The organism is Sphingomonas sp. Marseille-Q8236, from assembly GCF_965112005.1.
Genome location: NZ_CBCOPO010000001.1, coordinates 1,586,407 through 1,604,677 on the forward strand (window position 1 = coordinate 1,586,407; position 18,271 = coordinate 1,604,677).

The following is an 18,271-nucleotide window of genomic DNA, read 5'->3' on the forward strand; positions in this document are numbered from 1 at the left end:
GGCTGAACGGATGATGGGATGGGCCCGGAAAAACCGAACCCGCCTTTTCCCACCCGGCAATGCGGCCTAAAGCCCGGTGGGTGATGGATATAGCCGCTCCCCTCCGCCTGCATGTCGACCGCGATGCGCTTGTGTCCAACTGGCAGGCGCTCGACCGATTGAGCGGTGCGGCGGCGTGCGGCGCCGCGGTGAAGGCCAATGGCTATGGCCTGGGCGCGTCGCTGGTCGCGAAGACGCTGGCCGGGGCGGGGTGCCGCGACTTCTTCGTCGCCAATTGGGCGGAGGCGCTGGCGCTGGCGCCGCTGGGGCTGAGCGTGTCGGTCCTCCACGGGCTGCGCGCCGAGGATGTCGAGGCGGCACGCGCCGGTGTTGCGCGCCCCGTCCTCAACAGCCCCGAACAGATCGCCCGCTGGCGCGAGAGCGGCGGGGGGCGTTGCGACGTGATGGTCGATACCGGCATCAACCGGCTGGGCGTCTCGGTCCGGGCGGTGGGCGAAGGCCTGCTCGACGGACTGGAGATCGAGACGCTGCTCAGCCATCTCGCCTGCGCCGACGAGGATGTGCCGATGAACGCGGATCAGCGGGCCGCCTTTGCCGGCTTGAAAGGGCGGACCGGCGCACGGCGGATGAGCCTCGCCAATTCGGCGGGAATCGGTCTGGGCGACGACTATCATTTCGATCTGACCCGACCCGGGCTCGCCCTCTATGGCGGCGTGCCGCGCCCCGAAATGGCGGGGCATTTGCGGCAGGTCGCCTGTCCGGAGGCACAGATCCTGCAACGCCGCACCGTGCGCGCCGGAGAGACGGTCGGCTATAACGCGACCTGGACGGCCCCGGCCGATACCGAGGTCGCGATCCTGAATCTGGGCTATGCCGATGGGTATCGGCGTGCGCTGTCGGGGCTGGGGATGGCGCTGGCCGAGGGTGTCGGCCTGCCCCTATTGGGCCGCGTGTCGATGGACCTGCTTGCGATCGACGTCACCGCGCGGCCCGAGCTGGCGGAGGGCGACTGGTTGCGCATGGACTATGACCTGGCCGTCGCTTCGGCCCTGTCCGGCGTGTCGCAATATGAGCTGCTGACCGGCCTGGCCCAGCGTTTCGCGCGGGCATAAAAAAAGGGCCGCCTCTTTCGAGGCGACCCCCTAAGGCTGTGGGTAACCGTAAGTCTTAGAAGCGCGCTTCCACGCCAGCATACAGGAAGCGACCGATATTCGGATAGATCGCGTCATTGCCCGTGCCCGTCAGGTCATAGGGCGGCAGCTGGTTGGTGATGTTGTCCACGCCCATATAGAGGCGGAACTTGTCGGTCGCATTCACCCCGATCCGGGCGTCGTGATAGACGATCGGGCTGTAATAGACGAACGGCCGCGCATCCGGATTGAGCGCCGGACGCCCTTGCGAGGCGAAGAACGTCTCATAGGACAGGCCCGAGACGATCTGGCGACCGATATAGCGGGCGGTATAGCCGAAATCGACCAAGCCGACCTTGCCGTTCAGGTTGAAACGGCCCTGCCAGTTCGGATCGCCCAGCGTGCTGTCGAACCGATCGTAGCGATCCGGCTCCGCGATATAGGAATAGCTCAGGCGATTGATGACATAGCTGACCGTCAGATTGGCGTTCAGCGATGCGTTCTCGCTGAAACGCTTGGCATATTGGACGTCGAAGTCGATGCCCTTGGTCTTCAGCGCCGCAAAATTATACGGCTGGTTGATGAAGCTGATGCCGTTGCCCGCCTGCGAGAAGGAGAACTGCGTCTGGTCGATCGTGCGCCCGGTCTGGCCCAGGAAGGTGCCGTTCTGAACGGGATCGGCCGACTGACGACGGAACACCGCCGCACAGAAGGGATTGTCGATACCGCTGGCGTCGTCATAGCAGCGGTTGATGATCTGCTGGCCGGTCAGGCCCGAGATCACGTTCGACACGCGGATGTTATAGTAATCCACCTTGAAGACCAGGCCGCGAACCTGCTGCGGCTGATACAGCAGACCTAGGGTAAAGCTGTTCCCGACCTCGGGGGTCAGGTTCAGATTGCCCTGGTTGACGCCTGGCAGGGTCGATGGCGACTGGTTGGTCCAGGGGCGTACCAGCTGTGCACCGGTCGTCGGATCGGTGAAGGTGATCGTCGTCGGGATGCCCGCCGCCGCGCAGTTGCGGACGCGGTTCGGATTCGAGGTGATGTTGTTGTTGGCGTTGTTGCCGCCGGGCTGGTCGCAAGGATCGGCGACCGAGACGAAGGTCGTCGATTGCGTGGCGTAGAGGTTGCTTAGGTTCGGCGCACGGACCGAACGCGAATAGGTGCCACGGAAGCGCAAGTCGCGCACCGGCGCCCAGATCAGGCCCGCATTCCACGCCCAGACCGATCCCGTCTGGCCGCCATAGTCGGAGACGCGACCCGCGCCTTCGACCGTCAGTTCCTGAATGAACGGGATATTGGCCAATAGCGGCAGACGAAGTTCGCCATACGCTTCCTTGATGTTGACCGCGGGCGGATCGAACGTCGCCGCCGGATTCAGGAAGGTCAGGCCTGCCGCCGTGATCGCATCCTGGCCGGAGAAGGCGTCCTCCCGGCGATATTCCCCGCCGAATGAGAAACCGACGGGACCGCCGGGCAGGTTGAAGAACGAACCCGTATTGCCCGAGATGAACGCGGTCGCATCGATCTGCTCCGCCCACTGGTTACGGGTGGAGGTGTGCATGATGTAGTTGACCGCGCGCGGATCGGCCGCATTCTGGCCGAACAGGTTCAGCGGCACGCAGTTGGGGGCGTCGTCCGCCGCGCTGGCATTGGCATTGACCGCGCAGACCACGCGCTGGCCTTGCGAGTTCAGGACGAAGTTGGATCCCGCATAGTTGCTGGGTGCCACGACCGCGTTGACCGCATTGCGATAATTGGCGAGCAGGACGTTGCCGCCGGTGCGATAGAAATTCTCGGTACGGCCGTAATTGCCCGCAATCTCGTAATAGAGATCGCCCGACGGGGTCAGGTCGCCGCGTACGCCGACGACACCGCGATAGGTGCGACGGGTGTGGAACTCGGCGCGGGTGCCCAGATCGTTGTTGAAGCGGTTGAGCGTGAACGAGGTGGCGCCCGGGGCCAGAATCGTTCCCAGCGTCGCGCGGGCCGCTGGCGTCAGGAACGGATTGTTGACGCTGAACGTGCTGGTCAGCGTGCCGCCGGTGAAGGTGGGCTGGGTCGACTGCTGCGTCGCCTTGACGTTGGCGAAGCTGAACTCGACGAACGGCTTGAACGCGGGCGAGATATCGCCGTTGAGCAGGATGTTCGCCAGGAAACGGTCGAGACCCGGCATCAGCATCGCGCCTTCGACGCCGGTCGCGGTGCCGCCGCCCAGGACGCCGCCGCCAATTGCACGGTTGTCGACCAGGCCGGTCGTGGACGGCGAATCGCGCAACAGCGAGCCGTCCGGCTGGAACAGATAATTATAGGCGATCGGGCTGCCGGTGGGTGAGTTTTGCCCGGTGCAGATGGCCGCGCGCTGGGCCGCATTGGCGGCGGTGGCCGTCGTCGGGCAGGCGGTGACGACCGTACCGCCGATCGAGCGGTTGCCGAACACGATGCCGCGCGGCACGTATCCGGTATTGGGAATGCCGTCGAAATTGCGGTTCGGTGCGTTCGTGATCTGCGTCGTGATGAAGCCCGGCGTGCCGCCATAGGCACCGAGATAGTCACGCTGGTCATAGAAGACCGGGTTGCTCTTCGAATATTCGGCCGAGACGGTCAGATTGAAGCGACCCTCGGCGAAATTCGCGCCGGTGATCCCGCTGACCAGATAGGTGCCGCGATCGCCATAGCTGGTCACGCCGCTCTGTGCGCGCAGGCGCGTGCCCTCGAAATCGCGCTTCAGACGGAAGTTGACGACACCCGCGATCGCGTCCGATCCATAGACCGCCGACTGGCCCCCGGTGATGATGTCGACACCGTCGAGCAGGTCGAACGGAATGGTGTTCACGTCGGGCGTGTAGGCGCCCGGCACCGCCGTCACGACACGGCGACCATTGACCAGCGTCAGCGTTCGCGCCGTGCCCAGGCCGCGCAGATCGAGCAGGTTGATACCGGCCGTGCCGATCGAGCCCGTCGAGTTCGCCTGGGTGAAGGTGCTGCGGAGCTGCGGCAACTGGCTGATCGCGTCGCCCAGCGAAACGTCGCCGCGCGTGCCCAGCAGTTCGGCGGCGTTGACCGTCTCGACCGGGATGGCCGCGTCGAACTTGTTGGTCAGGCGGATACGCGAGCCGGTGACGATGACATCGCCGCCGCCGGCGCGATTGCCGGGCGTCGCCGCGTCGGACGTCGTGTCCGCATCCTCTTCCTGAACCTCCGGCGCGGTGGTCGAGGTGGTGCTGGTTTGCGCGAAAGCGGCAACCGGCAAAAGCGTCAGAGTGCTGGCGAGCGCCGACGCTCCCAGCAGGGTACGCATCTTCATTCTATTTTACCCCCTTGTGCGCGGATCATTGCGTCCGCTGCGCCAAGGGAAAGAAATTATTCGATCAAAAACAAGGTGATACCGAACGGCAACCGTAATTTGTGACGAAGATGTGGCAGCTTGGTGACAGGTTTGTCACTAAACTGCATCTTCGCGCTAAGTTGCGCAATTTTAAGAAACTTTTGTTGGTGACGTGGGAACGTCACGGAATTCGGCAAACGCCGCGAATTCCTATTCGCAATATTATTGTATTATTACAGCAATACGCTTTGAAGCGCTTTACGGATTGTCGTCGACACACAGTGCACAGGCTTCCGAAAGCCTGCTGCCCAATACAATGCGGGGGTACGACGCACCCGTCATACCCCCGCAAGTCCGATCGGATTGGGTCGAGGCGAAAGCCTCAGCGCTCAGCGCTCAACGCACATCGCGATTCCCATGCCGCCGCCGATGCACAGCGTGGCCAAGCCCTTTTTCGCGTCGCGCTTCTGCATTTCATAGATCAGGGTCGTGAGCACGCGCGCGCCGCTGGCGCCGATCGGGTGGCCCAGCGCGATCGCGCCGCCATTGACGTTGACCTTGTCGGGATCAAAGCCCAGCTCCTTGCCAACCGACAGCGCCTGGGCGGCAAAGGCTTCGTTCGCCTCGATCAGATCGAGGTCACCGACGCTCCAGCCCGCCTTTTCCAGCGCGCGCTTGGTGGCCGGGACGGGTCCGATACCCATCACCGACGGATCGACGCCCGCCGAAGCCCAGCTCTTGATCGTCGCCAGCACCGGCGTGCCGCGCTTCTCGGCCTCATCGCGGCTCATCAGGACGAGGGCGGCGGCACCATCGTTCAGGCCCGAGGCATTGGCGGCGGTCACGGTGCCGTCCTTCTTAAAGGCAGGGCGGACGCCCGAGACGCTCTCGATGGTGGCGCCGGCGCGGATATATTCGTCGTCGGCCACCACCGTCTCACCCTTGCGGGTCTTGATGGTGACGGGCGCGATCTCGTCCTTGAACCGACCTTCGCCACGCGCCTTTTCGGCCAGATTCTGCGAGCGGACCGCGAACTGGTCCTGATCGTCGCGCGTCACCTGATATTGTTCGGCCAGATTTTCGGCGGTGATGCCCATGTGATAGCCGGCAAAGGCATCGGTCAGGCCGTCATGCACCATGGTGTCGACCATGGTCAGCGGGCCCATCTTGGTGCCGCCGCGCATCGTCTGGGCGTGGGGCGAAAGTGACATGGATTCCTGGCCGCCTGCGACGACGATGGTCGCATCGCCATTGGCGATCGCCTGAAGCCCCAGCGCGACCGCGCGGAGGCCCGAGCCGCAGACCTGGTTCACGCCGTAAGCAGGCACTTCCTTGGGAATGCCCGCCGCCATCGACGCCTGGCGCGCGGGGTTCTGGCCCTGCGCGGCGGTCAGCACCTGGCCCAGGATTACCTCGGACACATCCTCGCCCTTGATGCCCGCCTGTTCGAGCGCGGCGGTGATCGCCACCCGGCCCAGTTCATGCGCGGGCGTGGCGGCGAAAGCGCCCAGGAAGCTGCCCACGGGGGTACGCTTGGCGGCGGTAATGACGATCTCGGTCATGAAGGCTCCTCTCTACTTACACTCTATCTAGGGGCAGGCAGGCCCGCGATCCAGTCGGCCAGCGGTTGCCAAAGCTGTTGTTCCGCACGACCGCCGACGACCATGCCGACATGGCCCGTGCCACCCGCTCGCCGGTCGGACAGTCCGGTGGCTGTGGCGGCGGGAACGATCCGGTCGGCAGTGGCGACGAACTCGACGCTAGGGGCGTCGCATTGCGATGGTGTGACGATCGCGCCGCCGACGCGCCATTGTCCCTGACCGGGACGATCCTCGGCGATCAGGTGCTCGAACAGCTCCAGGCCGAAGGCATGGGGCAGGGGGGCGCCCTGATTGGCCCAGTCCTCCAGCCGGATGAAGCGGCGCGCGGCGTCGCTACGGGGATCGAGGTCGGCGAAGGCGGCATATTTGGCGATGGTGCGTGCTGGATCGAGCCGCCAGAACCCCGCCTGCAACGCCTCCATCGGCACCAGGCCCAGCGTCTCGGACATCGGCTTGATCGCGGCCCATTGCGCGGCCATGGCGGCCCGCGCCTCGTCGCCATAGCCGCTGAAATGCCAAGGTGCTGCGATGGCGGCGAGCCCGGCCACCTTGCTCCGCGCCGCCGCCGCCATCGCGAGGGTCCCGCCCAGGCAATAGCCGACCAGCACCGGCGGCTCGGGGAATGTCGCGATCAGGGGAAGCAGGAATCGCTCGACATGGCCCGCCACATCCACGTCGCGATCCTTCGCGCCCGGCGTCCCCCAGTCGATCAGCCAGGGATGGAAGCCTTGCCCGCGCAACCAGCGGATCAGCGAGCGGTCGCGGGACAGATCGAGGATCGACGGCGGGTTGATAAGCGAGGGGATGAACAGCACCGGCCGTCCTTCGCCTCCTGCATCGCGCAACCGCACCCGTCCGCGCCGCCGCCGGACGGGCAGCGCGCGCATCGGCCGTTCGCGTTTCGCCGCCTGGAACCGCCGCAACCCATCCATGGCGCGCTGCACCAGATCGGGATTTTCCGCGGCCTCGCTGCGCAACATCGCCAGGAACAGCGGCAAGGGGCGCGGACCGTGTTGCGATGCGAAATCCATGGCGTTAGGCTACACCAAAATCATGAAAGGCGGGGATCGATGAAGAAGCAGGCAGCGGACGGCGTCGTGATCGTCAAGAAATATGCGAACCGGCGGCTCTACAATACCGAAACCTCCTCCTACATCACGCTCGACCATCTGGCGGCGATGATCCGCGCAGGCCGTGACTTCAAGGTCGTCGACGCCAAGACCGACGAGGACATCACCCATAATGTCCTGACCCAGATCATCATGGAAGAGGAAAGCCGGGGCGAGACGATGCTGCCGGTCAATTTCCTGCGCCAGTTGATCTCCATGTACGGCGACTCGATGCAGGCGATGGTGCCTGGCTATCTGGAGGCGTCGATGGACAGCTTCCGCCGCAATCAGGAACAGTTCAAGTCGGCGGTCGAGGGCGCCTTCGCCAACACGCCCTTCGCCGACCTCGCCAAGCGCAACCTGGCGATGTTCGAGGCCGCCACGCAGGGCTTCAAGCCCGGTGCGGCGGCACCTGCGCCTGCCGCTGCCCCGACCGGCGGCAAGGATGCGGAAATGGCCGCGTTGAAGGCGGAACTGGCGGCGTTGAAGGACAAGATCGAGAAGCTGGGGGAGTAACTCCCAAACCCCGCCCCCGTTCAGCCTGAGCGAAGTCGAAGGCCAAGGGAATCCTTCTTCAATGGGTTTGTGCGGCAAGCGACTCGCATGGCCTTCGACTTCGCTCAGGCTGAACGGACGACAGCTGATCGGCTACCCATCCCCTCCATTGAACCCGGCGCCACCCACCTCCATATCGCCTCGCATGAGCGGGAATGAACACGCCATGCCCACCTGGCATGGCACGACGATTTGCTCGGTGCGCCGTGGCGGCCGGGTGGTGGTGGCCGGGGACGGTCAGGTTTCGATGGGCCAGACGGTCATGAAGCCCAATGCGCGGAAGGTTCGGCGCCTGGGCGATGGCTCGGTCATCGGCGGCTTTGCGGGCGCGACGGCGGATGCTTTCACTCTGTTCGAGCGGCTGGAGGCCAAGCTGGAGCGGCATAACGGCCAGTTGCTGCGCGCGGCGGTCGAGCTGGCCAAGGATTGGCGGACCGACAAGTTCCTACGCAACCTGGAGGCGATGATGATCGTCGCCGACAAGGACGTGACGCTGATCCTGACTGGAAACGGCGACGTGCTGGAGCCCGAGAACGGCATCTGTGCCATCGGGTCGGGCGGCAATTACGCGCTCGCGGCGGCGCGCGCGCTCGTCGATTACGAACAGGATGCCGAGACGATCGCGCGCAAGGCGATGGCGATCGCCGCCGAAGTCTGTGTCTACACCAATGACCGCGTCACGCTCGAAGCCATCGACGGCGCGCAGTAATTTAGGGTTCCCATGAACGACCAGTTGACCCCCAAGGCGATCGTCGCCGCGCTCGACGCGCATATCATCGGCCAGGCCGACGCCAAGCGCGCGGTCGCCGTCGCGATGCGCAACCGCTGGCGTCGCCAGCGCCTCGGCGCGGATTTGCGTGACGAGGTGACGCCCAAGAACATCCTGATGATCGGCCCGACGGGGTGCGGCAAGACCGAGATCAGCCGCCGTCTGGCCAAGCTGGCCGACGCGCCCTTCGTTAAGGTCGAGGCGACCAAGTTCACCGAGGTCGGCTATGTCGGCCGCGACGTCGAGCAGATCGCGCGCGACCTGGTCGAGGAAGCCATCCGGCTGGAAAAGGAACGCCGCCGCGTCGCGGTGAAGGACAAGGCGGAAGAGGCGGCGATGAACCGCCTGCTCGACGCTTTGGTCGGCAAGGATTCGAGCCAGGCGACGCGCGAGGCGTTCCGCCAGCGCTTCCGCGACGGCCATCTCGACCAGACCGAGATCGAGATCGAACTGGAACAGGCCCCGGCCATGCCGTTCGAGATTCCGGGCGCCGCGCCGCAGATGATCAACCTGTCCGAAATGATGGGCAAGGCGTTCGGCGGCGGCCAGCCGCTCAAGCGGCGCAAGCTGACGGTCGGCGCCGCCTGGACCAAGCTGGTCGAGGAAGAGGCGGACAAGCGGCTCGACCAGGATGAGGTCAGCCGCGCCGCGCTGGCCGATGCCGAGGCGAACGGGATCGTCTTCCTGGACGAGATCGACAAGATCGCGGTGTCGGACGTGCGCGGCGGCTCGGTCAGCCGCGAGGGCGTGCAGCGCGACCTGTTGCCGCTGATCGAGGGCACGACCGTCTCGACCAAATATGGCCCGATGAAGACGGACCATATCCTGTTCATCGCGAGCGGAGCCTTCCATGTCGCCAAGCCGTCCGACCTGCTGCCCGAGCTTCAGGGCCGGTTGCCGATCCGGGTCGAGCTGAAGGCGCTGACCGAGAGCGATTTCGTCGCGATCCTGTCGGACACCAAAGCGTCGTTGCCCGCCCAGTACAAGGCGCTGATCGGCACCGAGGGGGTGGAAATCTCCTTTACCGAGGATGGTATCGCGGCGATTGCGCGGATCGCGGCGGAGGTGAACGGCCAAGTCGAGAATATCGGCGCGCGGCGGTTGCAGACGGTGATGGAGAAGCTGCTGGAGGAGGTGAGCTTCGAGGCGGAGGATCGGCAGGGCACGGTTCTGACCGTCGATGCGGCCTATGTCGACAAGCAACTGGCGGCGGTGGCGCGGAACACCGACCTCAGCCGCTTCGTCCTGTGACCATCGGGGGCCCGGTCATGCGCCGGGCCCCCCATTTGCCGCCTTACCTCGTGGCCTTGTCGTAAGGTACGAACCCGTCGAAGAAGCAATATTGCGACGGGATCGACATGCCCTGCTGCAACACCCGGAACCGGTCGTTGCGGCAAATCTGCGAGCCCCAGCGCTCGACGATCAGCGTATTGAACGGCCGGAGCCCCGGACACTGACCGCGCACCTTGGCCTTCCACATGCGTTTTCCGCCGCCGTTGATGACGATCACATTGTCGTCGTAGATTGACGGGCCCGACATGGCCACGCTGCTATCGACGCACCGCGCAGGCGGTCCGGCGACGCGCCCGGCCAGGGGATCGGATTTGGCCGCCGTCAGGGTAAACGCCAGCGTCAGAGCGGTGACGGTCGCGACATGCCGGCGCATCACCGTTCCTTTCGATAGGGGACGAACTCCCCGAAGCTGCAACTGCCGGTGAAGAAGCCCGAACTACGGTCGACCGTCTGCGCGATGTCGCCCGAGCAGAGCTGGCCCGTGGTCGTCCGCGTGACCAGTATGTCGCCGCGCGAACGCTGCCCGATCCCCTCGCACCCGCCCGCCGTCTGGCTGACGAATTTCAGGCGTGGGCTGATCGTATAGACGATGGTCGGGCCATAGGCGTTCACTTGGCGCGTCGTATATTGGCCGATGCACTGGGTCGGCTTGCCCGGGGTCAGGCCGCGCAAGGTGGTGGCGAGGTCGGCCTGGTTGGTCGCGGCGACCTGCGCTATTCGGGCGCGTTCGGCGGGGGTGGGGGTGCACCCGGCGATCGCCACGGCGATGGTCGTCAGGGGAAGCAAAGTCAGGATACGCATTTTTCAGCCTCCATCACGAAATTCCCCTGTAGCATTACCCTCAACCCTTGAACGCGTCCTTGGCTGCACGCCGCTCCGCCAGCTCGGCCGGATCGACCGAACGGAGGAAGGGGTTGGTCGCCCGCTCCAGCGCGATGGTCGTCGGAATGGTCGGCTCGCCCTGTTCTCGCATCGCGGTCACCTCGACCAGCCGTTCGGCGATGGCGGCATTGTCGGGCTCTGCCACCGCTGCGAAACGGGCGTTCGACAGCGTATATTCGTGCCCGCAATAGACGCGCGTGTCGCCGGGAAGCGCGGCGAAGCGGCGCATATTGCCGTGCATCTGCTCCGCCGTTCCTTCGAACAGCCGACCACATCCCATGGCGAACAGCGTGTCGCCGGTGAAGATCACCGCGCGGTCCTCGAAATGGAAGGCGATATGCCCCGCCGTATGTCCCGGGACCGACCAGATGGTGGCGCTCGCGCCGCCGATGGTGATCCGGTCACCCTCCGCCAGCCGCGTGTCGAGCCCCGCGATCTTGTCCGCTTCCGCCGCCGGGCCTGCGACCGTGGCGCCATGGGCGCGCAACGCCTCCGCGCCGCCGACATGATCGGGGTGCCAATGTGTCAGCCAGATCTGTCCGATGGTCCAGCCGCGCGCAGTCGCGGCGGCGGCGACCGGCGCGGCCTCGCCCGGATCGAGCGCGACGGTGTGGCCCGCATGGTGGAGCAGCCAGGCGTAATTGTCGCTGAGGACGGGGACTCGGACGATTTCCAAGGACGCCTCTTACCAGCTTCCGACGTTCGGCATCGAGACCCAAGGTTCGGCCGGAGGCAGCGCACCGTCTTGCAGCAGTTCGATCGAGATGCCGTCGGGCGTCTTGACGAAGGCCATATGCCCGTCGCGCGGCGGGCGGTTGATCGTCACCCCGGCGTCCATCAAACGCTGGCACGTCTCGTAGATATTGTCGATGCGATAGGCGAGATGGCCGAAATTGCGTCCGCCGGTATAGATTTCGGGATCCCAATTATGCGTCAGTTCGACCTCGGCGCGCCCTTCGTCGCCGGGCGCGGCCAGGAAGATCAGCGAGAAGCGTCCGGCCTCATTGTCGATGCGGCGAACCTCCTTCAGTCCCAAAAGGTCGAAGAAGCGGATGCTCGCGTCGAGGTCGCTGACGCGGATCATGGTGTGAAGATAGCGCATGAAAGCTCCTGGCTGTGGCGCGGGGGGCGGGTCGGCGGGTACGGACCTCGATGATCGCCCCTGATTGATCGTCATCCTAGCCCGCATGACTCCGGGCGGCCTTGACCTGCGATAAGGTCAACGCGACGGGAATTGCGCCAGCGCCTTGGCGGTTTCGGCGCGGATCGGGCTGTCGGGCGGGGCGAGCCGGGCGGCTTCGCTCCACGCCTTTCGCGCGCCTGCCTCGTCCCCGGCGGTGGCGGCGATATTGCCCGCCTCCAACTGGACGCTGGGGTCGTCGGCGGAGCGGGCCAGCGCCTGGGCGATGTCCTTTTGCGCGCGGGGCAAATCCTTCATCCGCCGCGCCAGCGTCGCCGACAACAGCCAGGCGAGCGGATCGGCCGGGGCGCTGACCAGCGCGGCGTCCAGATCGACCCGCGCCGCCCCGGGATTGCCCGCCGCAACCAGCGCACGGGCGCGGTCGAGCTGCGCCTCGCCGCGCGCAAAGCCGGTCAGGTCGCCCGAGGCCAGGGCCGCATCCAGCGCCGCGCGCGCCTTGGTCGCGTCGCCCGCCGCCAGAAAGGCATTGCCCGCCTGCGCCCAGTAATTGGCGGCGCGGACGTCATGTGCGATTTCGGCGGCGCGGGCCGCCTGTTCGAACGCATTGGCCGCCGCCGGCCATTGCCGCTCGGTGGTATAGGCTAGTCCCAGGCACTGCTGCGCGAAATAGCCGCCGCCGGCCAGCGTCCAGCTTCCCGCCTCCAACCGCGCGGCGGCGGGGCTGCGCTCGGCCATGGCGACGCAGCGCTCATAACGGGCCTCGCGCGGATCGTCGGGCAGCGAAGCGGCTGGGGCGGTCGGTTTGGGCAGCGGCCCGGTGCTGGCTTTGGGGGCCGTCTGGACGGCGGCGGCGAGCGCGAGGGGGAACAGGATCATAGGCGGCTCGACACTTCCTCCACGGCGCGGATCAACAGCGCGATGTCGCCATCACGCGACAGGCGGTGATCGCCGTCCTTGATCAACAGAGTCTGCACATCGGCTGAACGGAAAAGCTGCGCCAGATGGGTGGTGCGGTGCCATGGCACATCGCTGTCCTGCATGCCCTGCAACAGCCGGACCGGTCCGTCGAACGCGATCGGTCCGAAGGTCAGGCGGTTGGCCTCCCCCGACGACCAGAAGCGGCGGGTATAGACGGTGGGGGCGGGGCCATAGGGATTGGGGCGCTCCAGCCGACCGGCCTGGAGGATCGCCATCTTCTCCTCGGTCGAAAATCCCCACTCGGTGAAATCGGGCGCGGGCGCGATGCCGACCAAGGCCTTGACCTGTTCGGGCCGGGCGCGCGCGGCCAGCAGCATCAACCAGCCCCCCATCGAGGATCCGACCAGCACCGCCGGACCCTTCACCACATCGTCGAGCATGGCCAGCACGTCGTCGCGCCAATCCGCCAGCGCCTGATCCTCGAACGCCCCCTCCGACTGGCCGCAGCCGCCATAGTCGAATCGCAGAAAGGCGCGGCCCTCCGCACGTGCCCAGGCCTCCAGCGCCAGCGCCTTCGACCCTTGCATGTCCGAGGCATAGCCGGGCAGGAAGACGATGGCGGGGCCGGTGCCCTCGGTCCAGTGATAGGCGAGGTTGGGGCGGGACGCTCGGGTGTCGGTCATGACCGGGATTTAGGATGGCACCGCCGGGATTGAAACCGGCACGATCCCCACCGCCGTTCCGCCTGAGCAAAGTCGAAGGCCATGTCCCGCGCATTCATCCGAGCGGCTTCATGGCCATATCGCCCACGTCGAGCGGTGAAGGGCCTTGTCCGGGAAAGCTTTTGTGTCGCGTGGCGAGGACTGCCAGTCCCTCGCAACCGATGCGTCTTCGGGGTCAGGTGTGGCCTTCGACTGTGCTCAGGCTGAACGGAGGGGGGAGTGAGGCGCCCCTCAGATCACATATTCCACGCTTTTCATCTGGGTCTGCGCCGCTTGCTGTTTACGCCGCTTGGCGACCATCTCGGCATGCAGCCGCGCGATCGTGTCGCTGCCGGTCGTGGTGCACAGCCCCGGCACGACGGCATGGACCAACGCGCCCAGCCCGCCGACGATCATGATCGCGCCGAACCGCGCCGCGACTCCGAAATGCTCGGCATAGCTCTCGCCGACGCTTTCGGGATGCTCGGTAAACAGGCGATGGAACATGATCGAGGCTCTCCAATGACTGTTCGCACCGATCCTATCACGGCGATGGGGATTGGCCAAACCGCCGATGGTCAGCCGCGCGAGGGGCTGATGAAAATCTCCTCGATCGCCAGTCCGAACAGTTCGGCGATCCTGAAGGCCAGGGGGAGGGAGGGGTCATAGCGTCCGGTCTCGATCGCGTTGACGCTCTGGCGGCTGACCTCGAGTCGCTCGGCCAGATCCTGCTGGCTCCAGCCCTTTTCGGCACGGAGGGCGCGGAGATGGTTGTTCATTCCGCCCGACCTTCGGCGAACCGGTTGACGCACGCTCCCAGCCCGAGACCGCCGAACCACAGGATCGGCCAGGCATAGCCGACCAGATGCGGCAGCAGCTCGAACCCCTCCAGAAAGCCCCACAACGTCGCGCCTGTCATCGCAAGCCCGGTCGCGACCAGCGACTGCCGAACCAGCAGCATCCGCTGATATTCGTCGCGCTCCTCGGTCAGGAACAGGCCGATCGCCCCGAAGAAACCGACCACGGGCAGCGCGGGCAGAATGCCCACCGCATAGGCCGCCGCCCCTTCGACCAGATGCCGATTCAGCAGATAAACAGCCTGAAACAGCAACGCGACATAGATGAGGGCGAGGACGATGACCCGACGCTGATAACGGCGTTTGGCGGACAATGCAGGCATGGCGAACCTCCTTCGAATGTGAAGGAGACTTTACATGGAAAGCTCGCTTTACGTCAAGCGTCCTTTACGTTTGGTGTTTCTATGTCGTGGCCAGCCTCTCCACCATGTCCTGCGCCAGCAGGCTGAGCGTATCGTCCCGCGCACCCATCACGATGATGCGGTCGCCGGAGCGCGCCTCCGCGACCAGCGCATCCGCCGCCGCCGTCCGGTCGGCGATATGACGCGCATCGGCCCCGCGCTCCCGCAGATCGGCGACGATGTGGGCGCTGGTCACCTCGCGCGCGACAGTGCCGCCGAAATAGGCGGGGTCGGGCATCGCGAGCACGTCGCCGGGCCTCATCCGTGTGGCGATGCTGTCGACCAGCTCATGCCGCATGACCTTGAGCGGGCCATAGCCATGCGGCTGGAACAGCATCAGCAAGCGGCCCGGAAAGGCGTGAAGCGTATCGAGCGTCGCGGCGATCTTGTCGGGGTTGTGGCCGAAATCGTCGATCACGGTCACGCCGTTCGCCTCGCCCACCTTCTCGAACCGCCGCTTGAGCCCGGTGAAGCGCTCGACCGTGCGGATCGCGTCGATCAGGGGCACGCCCGCCGCCACGCTCGCCCCGATCGCGGCCAGCGCATTGGAGACATTGTGGCGACCCGGCACCGACAGCCGCACATGATAGCCCGCACCGCCGGTCACCAGGTCGAAGCCGATGGCGAAGGGTTCGGGCTTCAGTGCCTCTGCCACCAGGTCGGCCGCGCCCTCGACCGCGAAGGTGGTGAGGTTGGGCAGGTCGGCCAGCAGCGCCGCCGTCTCCGCATCCCCCGCATTGGCGACGACATGGCGCGCACGCGACGCGAACCCGCCGAACAGGGCCCGCAATTCCTCCAGCGACTTATGGTCGAGGCTGACATTGTTCAGCACCGCGATCGCCGGGTCGTAGATTGCGATCGAACCGTCGCTTTCGTCCACCTCGCTGACGAACGCCTCGCCGCCGCCGACCAGGGCGCTGGCAAAGGGGCTGTCGGGCGAGACGAAATCCTTCATCACCGCGCCGTTCATCGCGGTCGGATCGCGGCCCGTCTCGTGCAGGATGAAGGCGATCATGCCGGTGACGGTCGACTTGCCGCTGGTCCCCGCCACGCCGATGGGCAGGCGGCTTTCGTTGAACAGGCTCGCCAGCATCCGGGCGCGGCTGGCGCGCGGACAGCCCAGCCGGTTGGCGGCGACGATGTCGGGCACCGTCTCCTCGACCGCGGCGGAGGCGATGACGAGTTGATCGGCGGAGGTCACGCCCGATCCGTCCTGGGGGTAGAGCGCGATCCCGGCGGCGCGCAGCGCATCGAACTTGGCCGCGACCCGCCCCTGGTCCAGCCCACGGTCGGAGCCCGCGACCGTCCAGCCCCGTGCGCGCAAGATCATGGCAAGCGGCATCATCCCCGATCCGCCGATGCCCACCAGAAAACAGGAATTGCCGTTGTCCATCGGCACACGCTATCGGGAAATATGCCGTGCAGGGCAATGCCCGGCCGGGTGACCGATCGGAGGAATGCGCGCACATGAAGATCGGAATCCTGGCGCCCGCCAGCATCGGCAACCCCGCCGCCGAAGCGCCGGTCAGCGCGTTCGCCGCGATCGCCTATCCCGACGTCGACCTGGTCTTTCACCCGCAATGCTATGAACAGGACGGGCATTTCGCCGGCAGTGACGAGCGCCGCGCCTCGGCCTTTCTGGAATTCGCCAATGATCCCGGGATCGACGCGATCTGGTTCCTGCGCGGCGGCTATGGATCGAACCGCATCCTGTCGCGGGTCATGCCGAACCTGAACGCGGCGGCGGGGCACAAGACCTATATCGGCTACTCGGATCTCGGCTTCGTGCTGGCGGCGCTGTACGCGCGGCGGATCGGGCGGCCGGTGCACGGGCCGATGGCGAGCGACATCAGGCGCAAAGGCGGCGACGTGACGGTGGCGCGCTCGCTCGGCTGGCTGACCGGCGGCGACCGGCAGGGGCTGGAGCCCGGCCTCGATGAACGCCCGGCGGCGGCGTTCAACCTGTCGATCCTCCATGCGCTGATCGGCACGCCCTGGCTACCCGACCTGACCGACCATGTCCTGATCATCGAGGAAGTGTCCGAGCATATGTATGCGGTGGACCGGATGCTGTTCACCATGGCCAATGCCACCCAGTTGAAGGGCGTCGCGGGCGTGCGTCTGGGCGCGGTCAGCAACGTACAGGACAACGACCCGGAATGGGGCGAGACTCTGGAGTTCATGATCCAGCGCTGGTGCGGCGAGATGGGCGTGCCCTATCTGGGGCGGGCTCGGGTCGGGCATATCCAGGACAATCATCTGGTCCCGTTCGGGATCGTGTGAGGGGAAGGCCATGAGAACGTCGTTGTTCGCCGGATTGCTGGGCCTGTCGGCGACGAGCGCACTGGCGCAGACGCAAGCACTTCCGCCGCGCCAGATTCTGGTGTCAGCCTTGGGTACGGCGCGTACGCCGCCCGACCGGGTGACGGTCGGCTATATGGTGCGCGGCGAGGGGGTGACCTCCGACGAGGCGACCGCCAAACTGCGGGATCAGGCACAGGCCATTCGTGCCGGGGTTCAAGGCCTGCTGCGCGGTGCGGTCGAGTTTCGGGCGTCGCAATTCGACATCGCGCCGGTCCGCTCGCGGGAATGCAATGCCAGTTCCTATGGTCCGCCACAGCTCTCGACCGGGCCATGTGCGATCCTGGGCTATGTCGCGACGATGCCGGTGTCGGTCGTCACGCCGCGCGTTGCCGATGCGGGCACGCTGGTTGGCCTCATCGGACGTCTGGGCGGATTGCAGGCGAGCATTGCGCGGTTCTGGCTGGGCAACGATGCCACCGCACGGCAACAGGCGATGCGTGCCGCGCTGGCCAATGCCAGGACGCAGGCGACGCTGATCGCCGAGGGGTCGGGCAGCAAGTTGGGGCCGCTGATCCGCGTGCAGGATAGCGAGTACCGTGAAGTCATGATCGAGATGCTCCCACCGGAAGCCGTAACGGGTTATCCCTCGGCGCCACCGGCACCACCGGCACCACCTGCGCCTCCTGCCCCGATCCGGGTCGACTTGGCGCCGCAACCGATCGAGACGAATGTCCGGTTGATGGCGGCTTACGCAATCGATCAGTGATCCCATCCTCGCTTGCATGAGGTCGGCCAATGGTCGTCCCATATTTGTGATGTAGCGGTGCGTTCTTGTCTTCGGACGATAATGATATGGGTAAAGCGGTGCATCCATGCTGCCGCTTCGGTCCATAAATCAGATTATGATCCATCGGTTATGCAGAATATTATTATTGACGCAATTTTAGAAACTTGAGGTCCTGTCGCTTCGTCTTTCCGCCCGGGGGCGCAGTAGGAGAGATAAAGTGGCAGACAGCAATGGCGGCGGCGGCCGCGAGAATAATCCGGGCAATTTTGCCAATGATCGCGAAAAGGCCTCCGAAGCCGGGCGCAAGGGCGGTCAGGAAAGCGGCGGCAACTTCAAGAACGACCCCGAGCGCGCGGCGGAAGCCGGCTCCAAGGGCGGGCAGGCCAGTCATAGCGGCGGGCGCTGACCGGCTGGGGCGGCGTCGGTGACGGGCCGGCGCCGCCCTTTTCTTTTGCCAGGGGGAATGGCGTTAACCATTGGGTTCTATGATAA

The 18,271-nt window shown here is 65.8% G+C and carries 20 protein-coding genes; 7 read left to right on the forward strand and 13 right to left on the reverse strand.

The window, feature by feature from the left end; all coding sequences use genetic code 11:
- The first annotated feature begins 83 nt into the window (after positions 1 to 83).
- A complete protein-coding gene (gene alr / locus ACWPWT_RS07515; protein ID WP_454279902.1) occupies positions 84 to 1,112 on the forward strand; it encodes an alanine racemase in 1,029 nt (342 codons plus the stop codon).
- Between the two features lie 55 nt (positions 1,113 to 1,167).
- On the opposite strand, the gene ACWPWT_RS07520 is transcribed toward alr, so the two are convergent.
- From ACWPWT_RS07520 to ACWPWT_RS07530, 3 genes are all read right to left on the reverse strand, one after another.
- On the reverse strand, positions 1,168 to 4,440 hold the full coding sequence (locus ACWPWT_RS07520) for a TonB-dependent receptor domain-containing protein (protein ID WP_454279179.1): 3,273 nt from the start codon (positions 4,438 to 4,440) through the stop codon (positions 1,168 to 1,170).
- Positions 4,441 to 4,850: 410 nt separating this feature from the next.
- Positions 4,851 to 6,023 (reverse strand): acetyl-CoA C-acetyltransferase, encoded by a 1,173-nt coding sequence (locus tag ACWPWT_RS07525; RefSeq protein WP_454279180.1) that lies wholly within the window; start codon positions 6,021 to 6,023, stop codon positions 4,851 to 4,853.
- Positions 6,024 to 6,046: 23 nt separating this feature from the next.
- Positions 6,047 to 7,093, reverse strand: coding sequence for an alpha/beta fold hydrolase (locus ACWPWT_RS07530; protein ID WP_454279181.1), 1,047 nt, complete (start codon positions 7,091 to 7,093; stop codon positions 6,047 to 6,049).
- A 39-nt stretch (positions 7,094 to 7,132) separates the two neighbouring features.
- Between ACWPWT_RS07530 and phaR the strand changes: the two genes are divergently transcribed.
- From phaR to hslU, 3 genes are all read left to right on the forward strand, one after another.
- A complete protein-coding gene (gene phaR / locus ACWPWT_RS07535; protein WP_454279182.1) occupies positions 7,133 to 7,687 on the forward strand; it encodes a polyhydroxyalkanoate synthesis repressor PhaR in 555 nt (184 codons plus the stop codon).
- A 205-nt stretch (positions 7,688 to 7,892) separates the two neighbouring features.
- A complete protein-coding gene (gene hslV / locus ACWPWT_RS07540; protein WP_261268874.1) occupies positions 7,893 to 8,435 on the forward strand; it encodes an ATP-dependent protease subunit HslV in 543 nt (180 codons plus the stop codon).
- Between the two features lie 12 nt (positions 8,436 to 8,447).
- Positions 8,448 to 9,746, forward strand: a complete 1,299-nt coding sequence (gene hslU, locus ACWPWT_RS07545; protein ID WP_454279183.1) for an ATP-dependent protease ATPase subunit HslU — start codon at positions 8,448 to 8,450, stop codon at positions 9,744 to 9,746.
- 43 nt (positions 9,747 to 9,789) lie between these two features.
- Here the strand turns inward: hslU and ACWPWT_RS07550 are convergent, their stop codons facing one another.
- The 10 genes from ACWPWT_RS07550 to ACWPWT_RS07595 form a co-directional block, all read right to left on the reverse strand.
- Complete coding sequence (locus ACWPWT_RS07550; RefSeq protein WP_454279184.1) at positions 9,790 to 10,161, reverse strand: DUF6491 family protein; 372 nt, start codon at positions 10,159 to 10,161, stop codon at positions 9,790 to 9,792.
- The gene (locus ACWPWT_RS07555; protein WP_261268877.1) at positions 10,161 to 10,589 is read right to left on the reverse strand and encodes a hypothetical protein; all 429 of its coding nucleotides are present in this window, start codon (positions 10,587 to 10,589) and stop codon (positions 10,161 to 10,163) included. Before ACWPWT_RS07555 ends, ACWPWT_RS07550 begins: the two co-directional genes overlap by 1 nt.
- 40 nt (positions 10,590 to 10,629) lie before the next feature.
- A complete protein-coding gene (gene gloB / locus ACWPWT_RS07560; protein ID WP_261268878.1) occupies positions 10,630 to 11,346 on the reverse strand; it encodes a hydroxyacylglutathione hydrolase in 717 nt (238 codons plus the stop codon).
- Between the two features lie 9 nt (positions 11,347 to 11,355).
- Positions 11,356 to 11,772, reverse strand: coding sequence for a VOC family protein (locus tag ACWPWT_RS07565; protein WP_454279185.1), 417 nt, complete (start codon positions 11,770 to 11,772; stop codon positions 11,356 to 11,358).
- 117 nt (positions 11,773 to 11,889) lie between these two features.
- Complete coding sequence (locus tag ACWPWT_RS07570; protein ID WP_454279186.1) at positions 11,890 to 12,687, reverse strand: tetratricopeptide repeat protein; 798 nt, start codon at positions 12,685 to 12,687, stop codon at positions 11,890 to 11,892.
- Positions 12,684 to 13,412: an alpha/beta hydrolase family protein gene (locus ACWPWT_RS07575; RefSeq protein ID WP_454279187.1), complete on the reverse strand. Its 729-nt coding sequence runs from the start codon at positions 13,410 to 13,412 to the stop codon at positions 12,684 to 12,686. The genes ACWPWT_RS07570 and ACWPWT_RS07575 overlap by 4 nt, the downstream gene beginning before the upstream one ends.
- Positions 13,413 to 13,682: 270 nt before the next feature.
- Positions 13,683 to 13,937: a DUF6356 family protein gene (locus ACWPWT_RS07580; RefSeq protein ID WP_454279188.1), complete on the reverse strand. Its 255-nt coding sequence runs from the start codon at positions 13,935 to 13,937 to the stop codon at positions 13,683 to 13,685.
- Positions 13,938 to 14,008: 71 nt separating this feature from the next.
- On the reverse strand, positions 14,009 to 14,209 hold the full coding sequence (locus ACWPWT_RS07585; RefSeq protein WP_454279189.1) for a helix-turn-helix transcriptional regulator: 201 nt from the start codon (positions 14,207 to 14,209) through the stop codon (positions 14,009 to 14,011).
- Positions 14,206 to 14,610: a hypothetical protein gene (locus ACWPWT_RS07590; RefSeq protein ID WP_454279190.1), complete on the reverse strand. Its 405-nt coding sequence runs from the start codon at positions 14,608 to 14,610 to the stop codon at positions 14,206 to 14,208. Before ACWPWT_RS07590 ends, ACWPWT_RS07585 begins: the two co-directional genes overlap by 4 nt.
- A gap of 79 nt (positions 14,611 to 14,689) precedes the next feature.
- Complete coding sequence (locus tag ACWPWT_RS07595; RefSeq protein WP_454279191.1) at positions 14,690 to 16,081, reverse strand: UDP-N-acetylmuramate--L-alanine ligase; 1,392 nt, start codon at positions 16,079 to 16,081, stop codon at positions 14,690 to 14,692.
- Between the two features lie 74 nt (positions 16,082 to 16,155).
- On the opposite strand from ACWPWT_RS07595, the gene ACWPWT_RS07600 reads away from it, so the two are divergent.
- The 3 genes from ACWPWT_RS07600 to ACWPWT_RS07610 all read left to right on the forward strand — a co-directional run bounded on the left by ACWPWT_RS07600 (position 16,156) and on the right by ACWPWT_RS07610 (position 18,185).
- The gene (locus ACWPWT_RS07600) at positions 16,156 to 16,971 is read left to right on the forward strand and encodes an LD-carboxypeptidase (RefSeq protein WP_261268885.1); all 816 of its coding nucleotides are present in this window, start codon (positions 16,156 to 16,158) and stop codon (positions 16,969 to 16,971) included.
- A 10-nt stretch (positions 16,972 to 16,981) separates the two neighbouring features.
- Positions 16,982 to 17,758: an SIMPL domain-containing protein gene (locus tag ACWPWT_RS07605; protein WP_261268886.1), complete on the forward strand. Its 777-nt coding sequence runs from the start codon at positions 16,982 to 16,984 to the stop codon at positions 17,756 to 17,758.
- A gap of 238 nt (positions 17,759 to 17,996) precedes the next feature.
- A complete protein-coding gene (locus ACWPWT_RS07610) occupies positions 17,997 to 18,185 on the forward strand; it encodes a con-10 family general stress protein (protein WP_261268887.1) in 189 nt (62 codons plus the stop codon).
- The last annotated feature ends 86 nt before the right edge of the window (positions 18,186 to 18,271 follow it).

What these genes read in the sequence shown, in the direction of transcription:
- alr (WP_454279902.1), top strand. Translation starts at nt 84, where the DNA reads ATGGATATAGCCGCTCCCCTCCGCCTGCATGTCGACCGCGATGCGCTT.
- ACWPWT_RS07520 (WP_454279179.1), bottom strand. Translation starts at nt 4,440, where the DNA reads ATGAAGATGCGTACCCTGCTGGGAGCGTCGGCGCTCGCCAGCACTCTG.
- ACWPWT_RS07525 (WP_454279180.1), bottom strand. Translation starts at nt 6,023, where the DNA reads ATGACCGAGATCGTCATTACCGCCGCCAAGCGTACCCCCGTGGGCAGC.
- ACWPWT_RS07530 (WP_454279181.1), bottom strand. Translation starts at nt 7,093, where the DNA reads ATGGATTTCGCATCGCAACACGGTCCGCGCCCCTTGCCGCTGTTCCTG.
- phaR (WP_454279182.1), top strand. Translation starts at nt 7,133, where the DNA reads ATGAAGAAGCAGGCAGCGGACGGCGTCGTGATCGTCAAGAAATATGCG.
- hslV (WP_261268874.1), top strand. Translation starts at nt 7,893, where the DNA reads ATGCCCACCTGGCATGGCACGACGATTTGCTCGGTGCGCCGTGGCGGC.
- hslU (WP_454279183.1), top strand. Translation starts at nt 8,448, where the DNA reads ATGAACGACCAGTTGACCCCCAAGGCGATCGTCGCCGCGCTCGACGCG.
- ACWPWT_RS07550 (WP_454279184.1), bottom strand. Translation starts at nt 10,161, where the DNA reads ATGCGCCGGCATGTCGCGACCGTCACCGCTCTGACGCTGGCGTTTACC.
- ACWPWT_RS07555 (WP_261268877.1), bottom strand. Translation starts at nt 10,589, where the DNA reads ATGCGTATCCTGACTTTGCTTCCCCTGACGACCATCGCCGTGGCGATC.
- ACWPWT_RS07565 (WP_454279185.1), bottom strand. Translation starts at nt 11,772, where the DNA reads ATGCGCTATCTTCACACCATGATCCGCGTCAGCGACCTCGACGCGAGC.
- ACWPWT_RS07570 (WP_454279186.1), bottom strand. Translation starts at nt 12,687, where the DNA reads ATGATCCTGTTCCCCCTCGCGCTCGCCGCCGCCGTCCAGACGGCCCCC.
- ACWPWT_RS07575 (WP_454279187.1), bottom strand. Translation starts at nt 13,412, where the DNA reads ATGACCGACACCCGAGCGTCCCGCCCCAACCTCGCCTATCACTGGACC.
- ACWPWT_RS07580 (WP_454279188.1), bottom strand. Translation starts at nt 13,937, where the DNA reads ATGTTCCATCGCCTGTTTACCGAGCATCCCGAAAGCGTCGGCGAGAGC.
- ACWPWT_RS07585 (WP_454279189.1), bottom strand. Translation starts at nt 14,209, where the DNA reads ATGAACAACCATCTCCGCGCCCTCCGTGCCGAAAAGGGCTGGAGCCAG.
- ACWPWT_RS07590 (WP_454279190.1), bottom strand. Translation starts at nt 14,610, where the DNA reads ATGCCTGCATTGTCCGCCAAACGCCGTTATCAGCGTCGGGTCATCGTC.
- ACWPWT_RS07595 (WP_454279191.1), bottom strand. Translation starts at nt 16,081, where the DNA reads ATGGACAACGGCAATTCCTGTTTTCTGGTGGGCATCGGCGGATCGGGG.
- ACWPWT_RS07600 (WP_261268885.1), top strand. Translation starts at nt 16,156, where the DNA reads ATGAAGATCGGAATCCTGGCGCCCGCCAGCATCGGCAACCCCGCCGCC.
- ACWPWT_RS07605 (WP_261268886.1), top strand. Translation starts at nt 16,982, where the DNA reads ATGAGAACGTCGTTGTTCGCCGGATTGCTGGGCCTGTCGGCGACGAGC.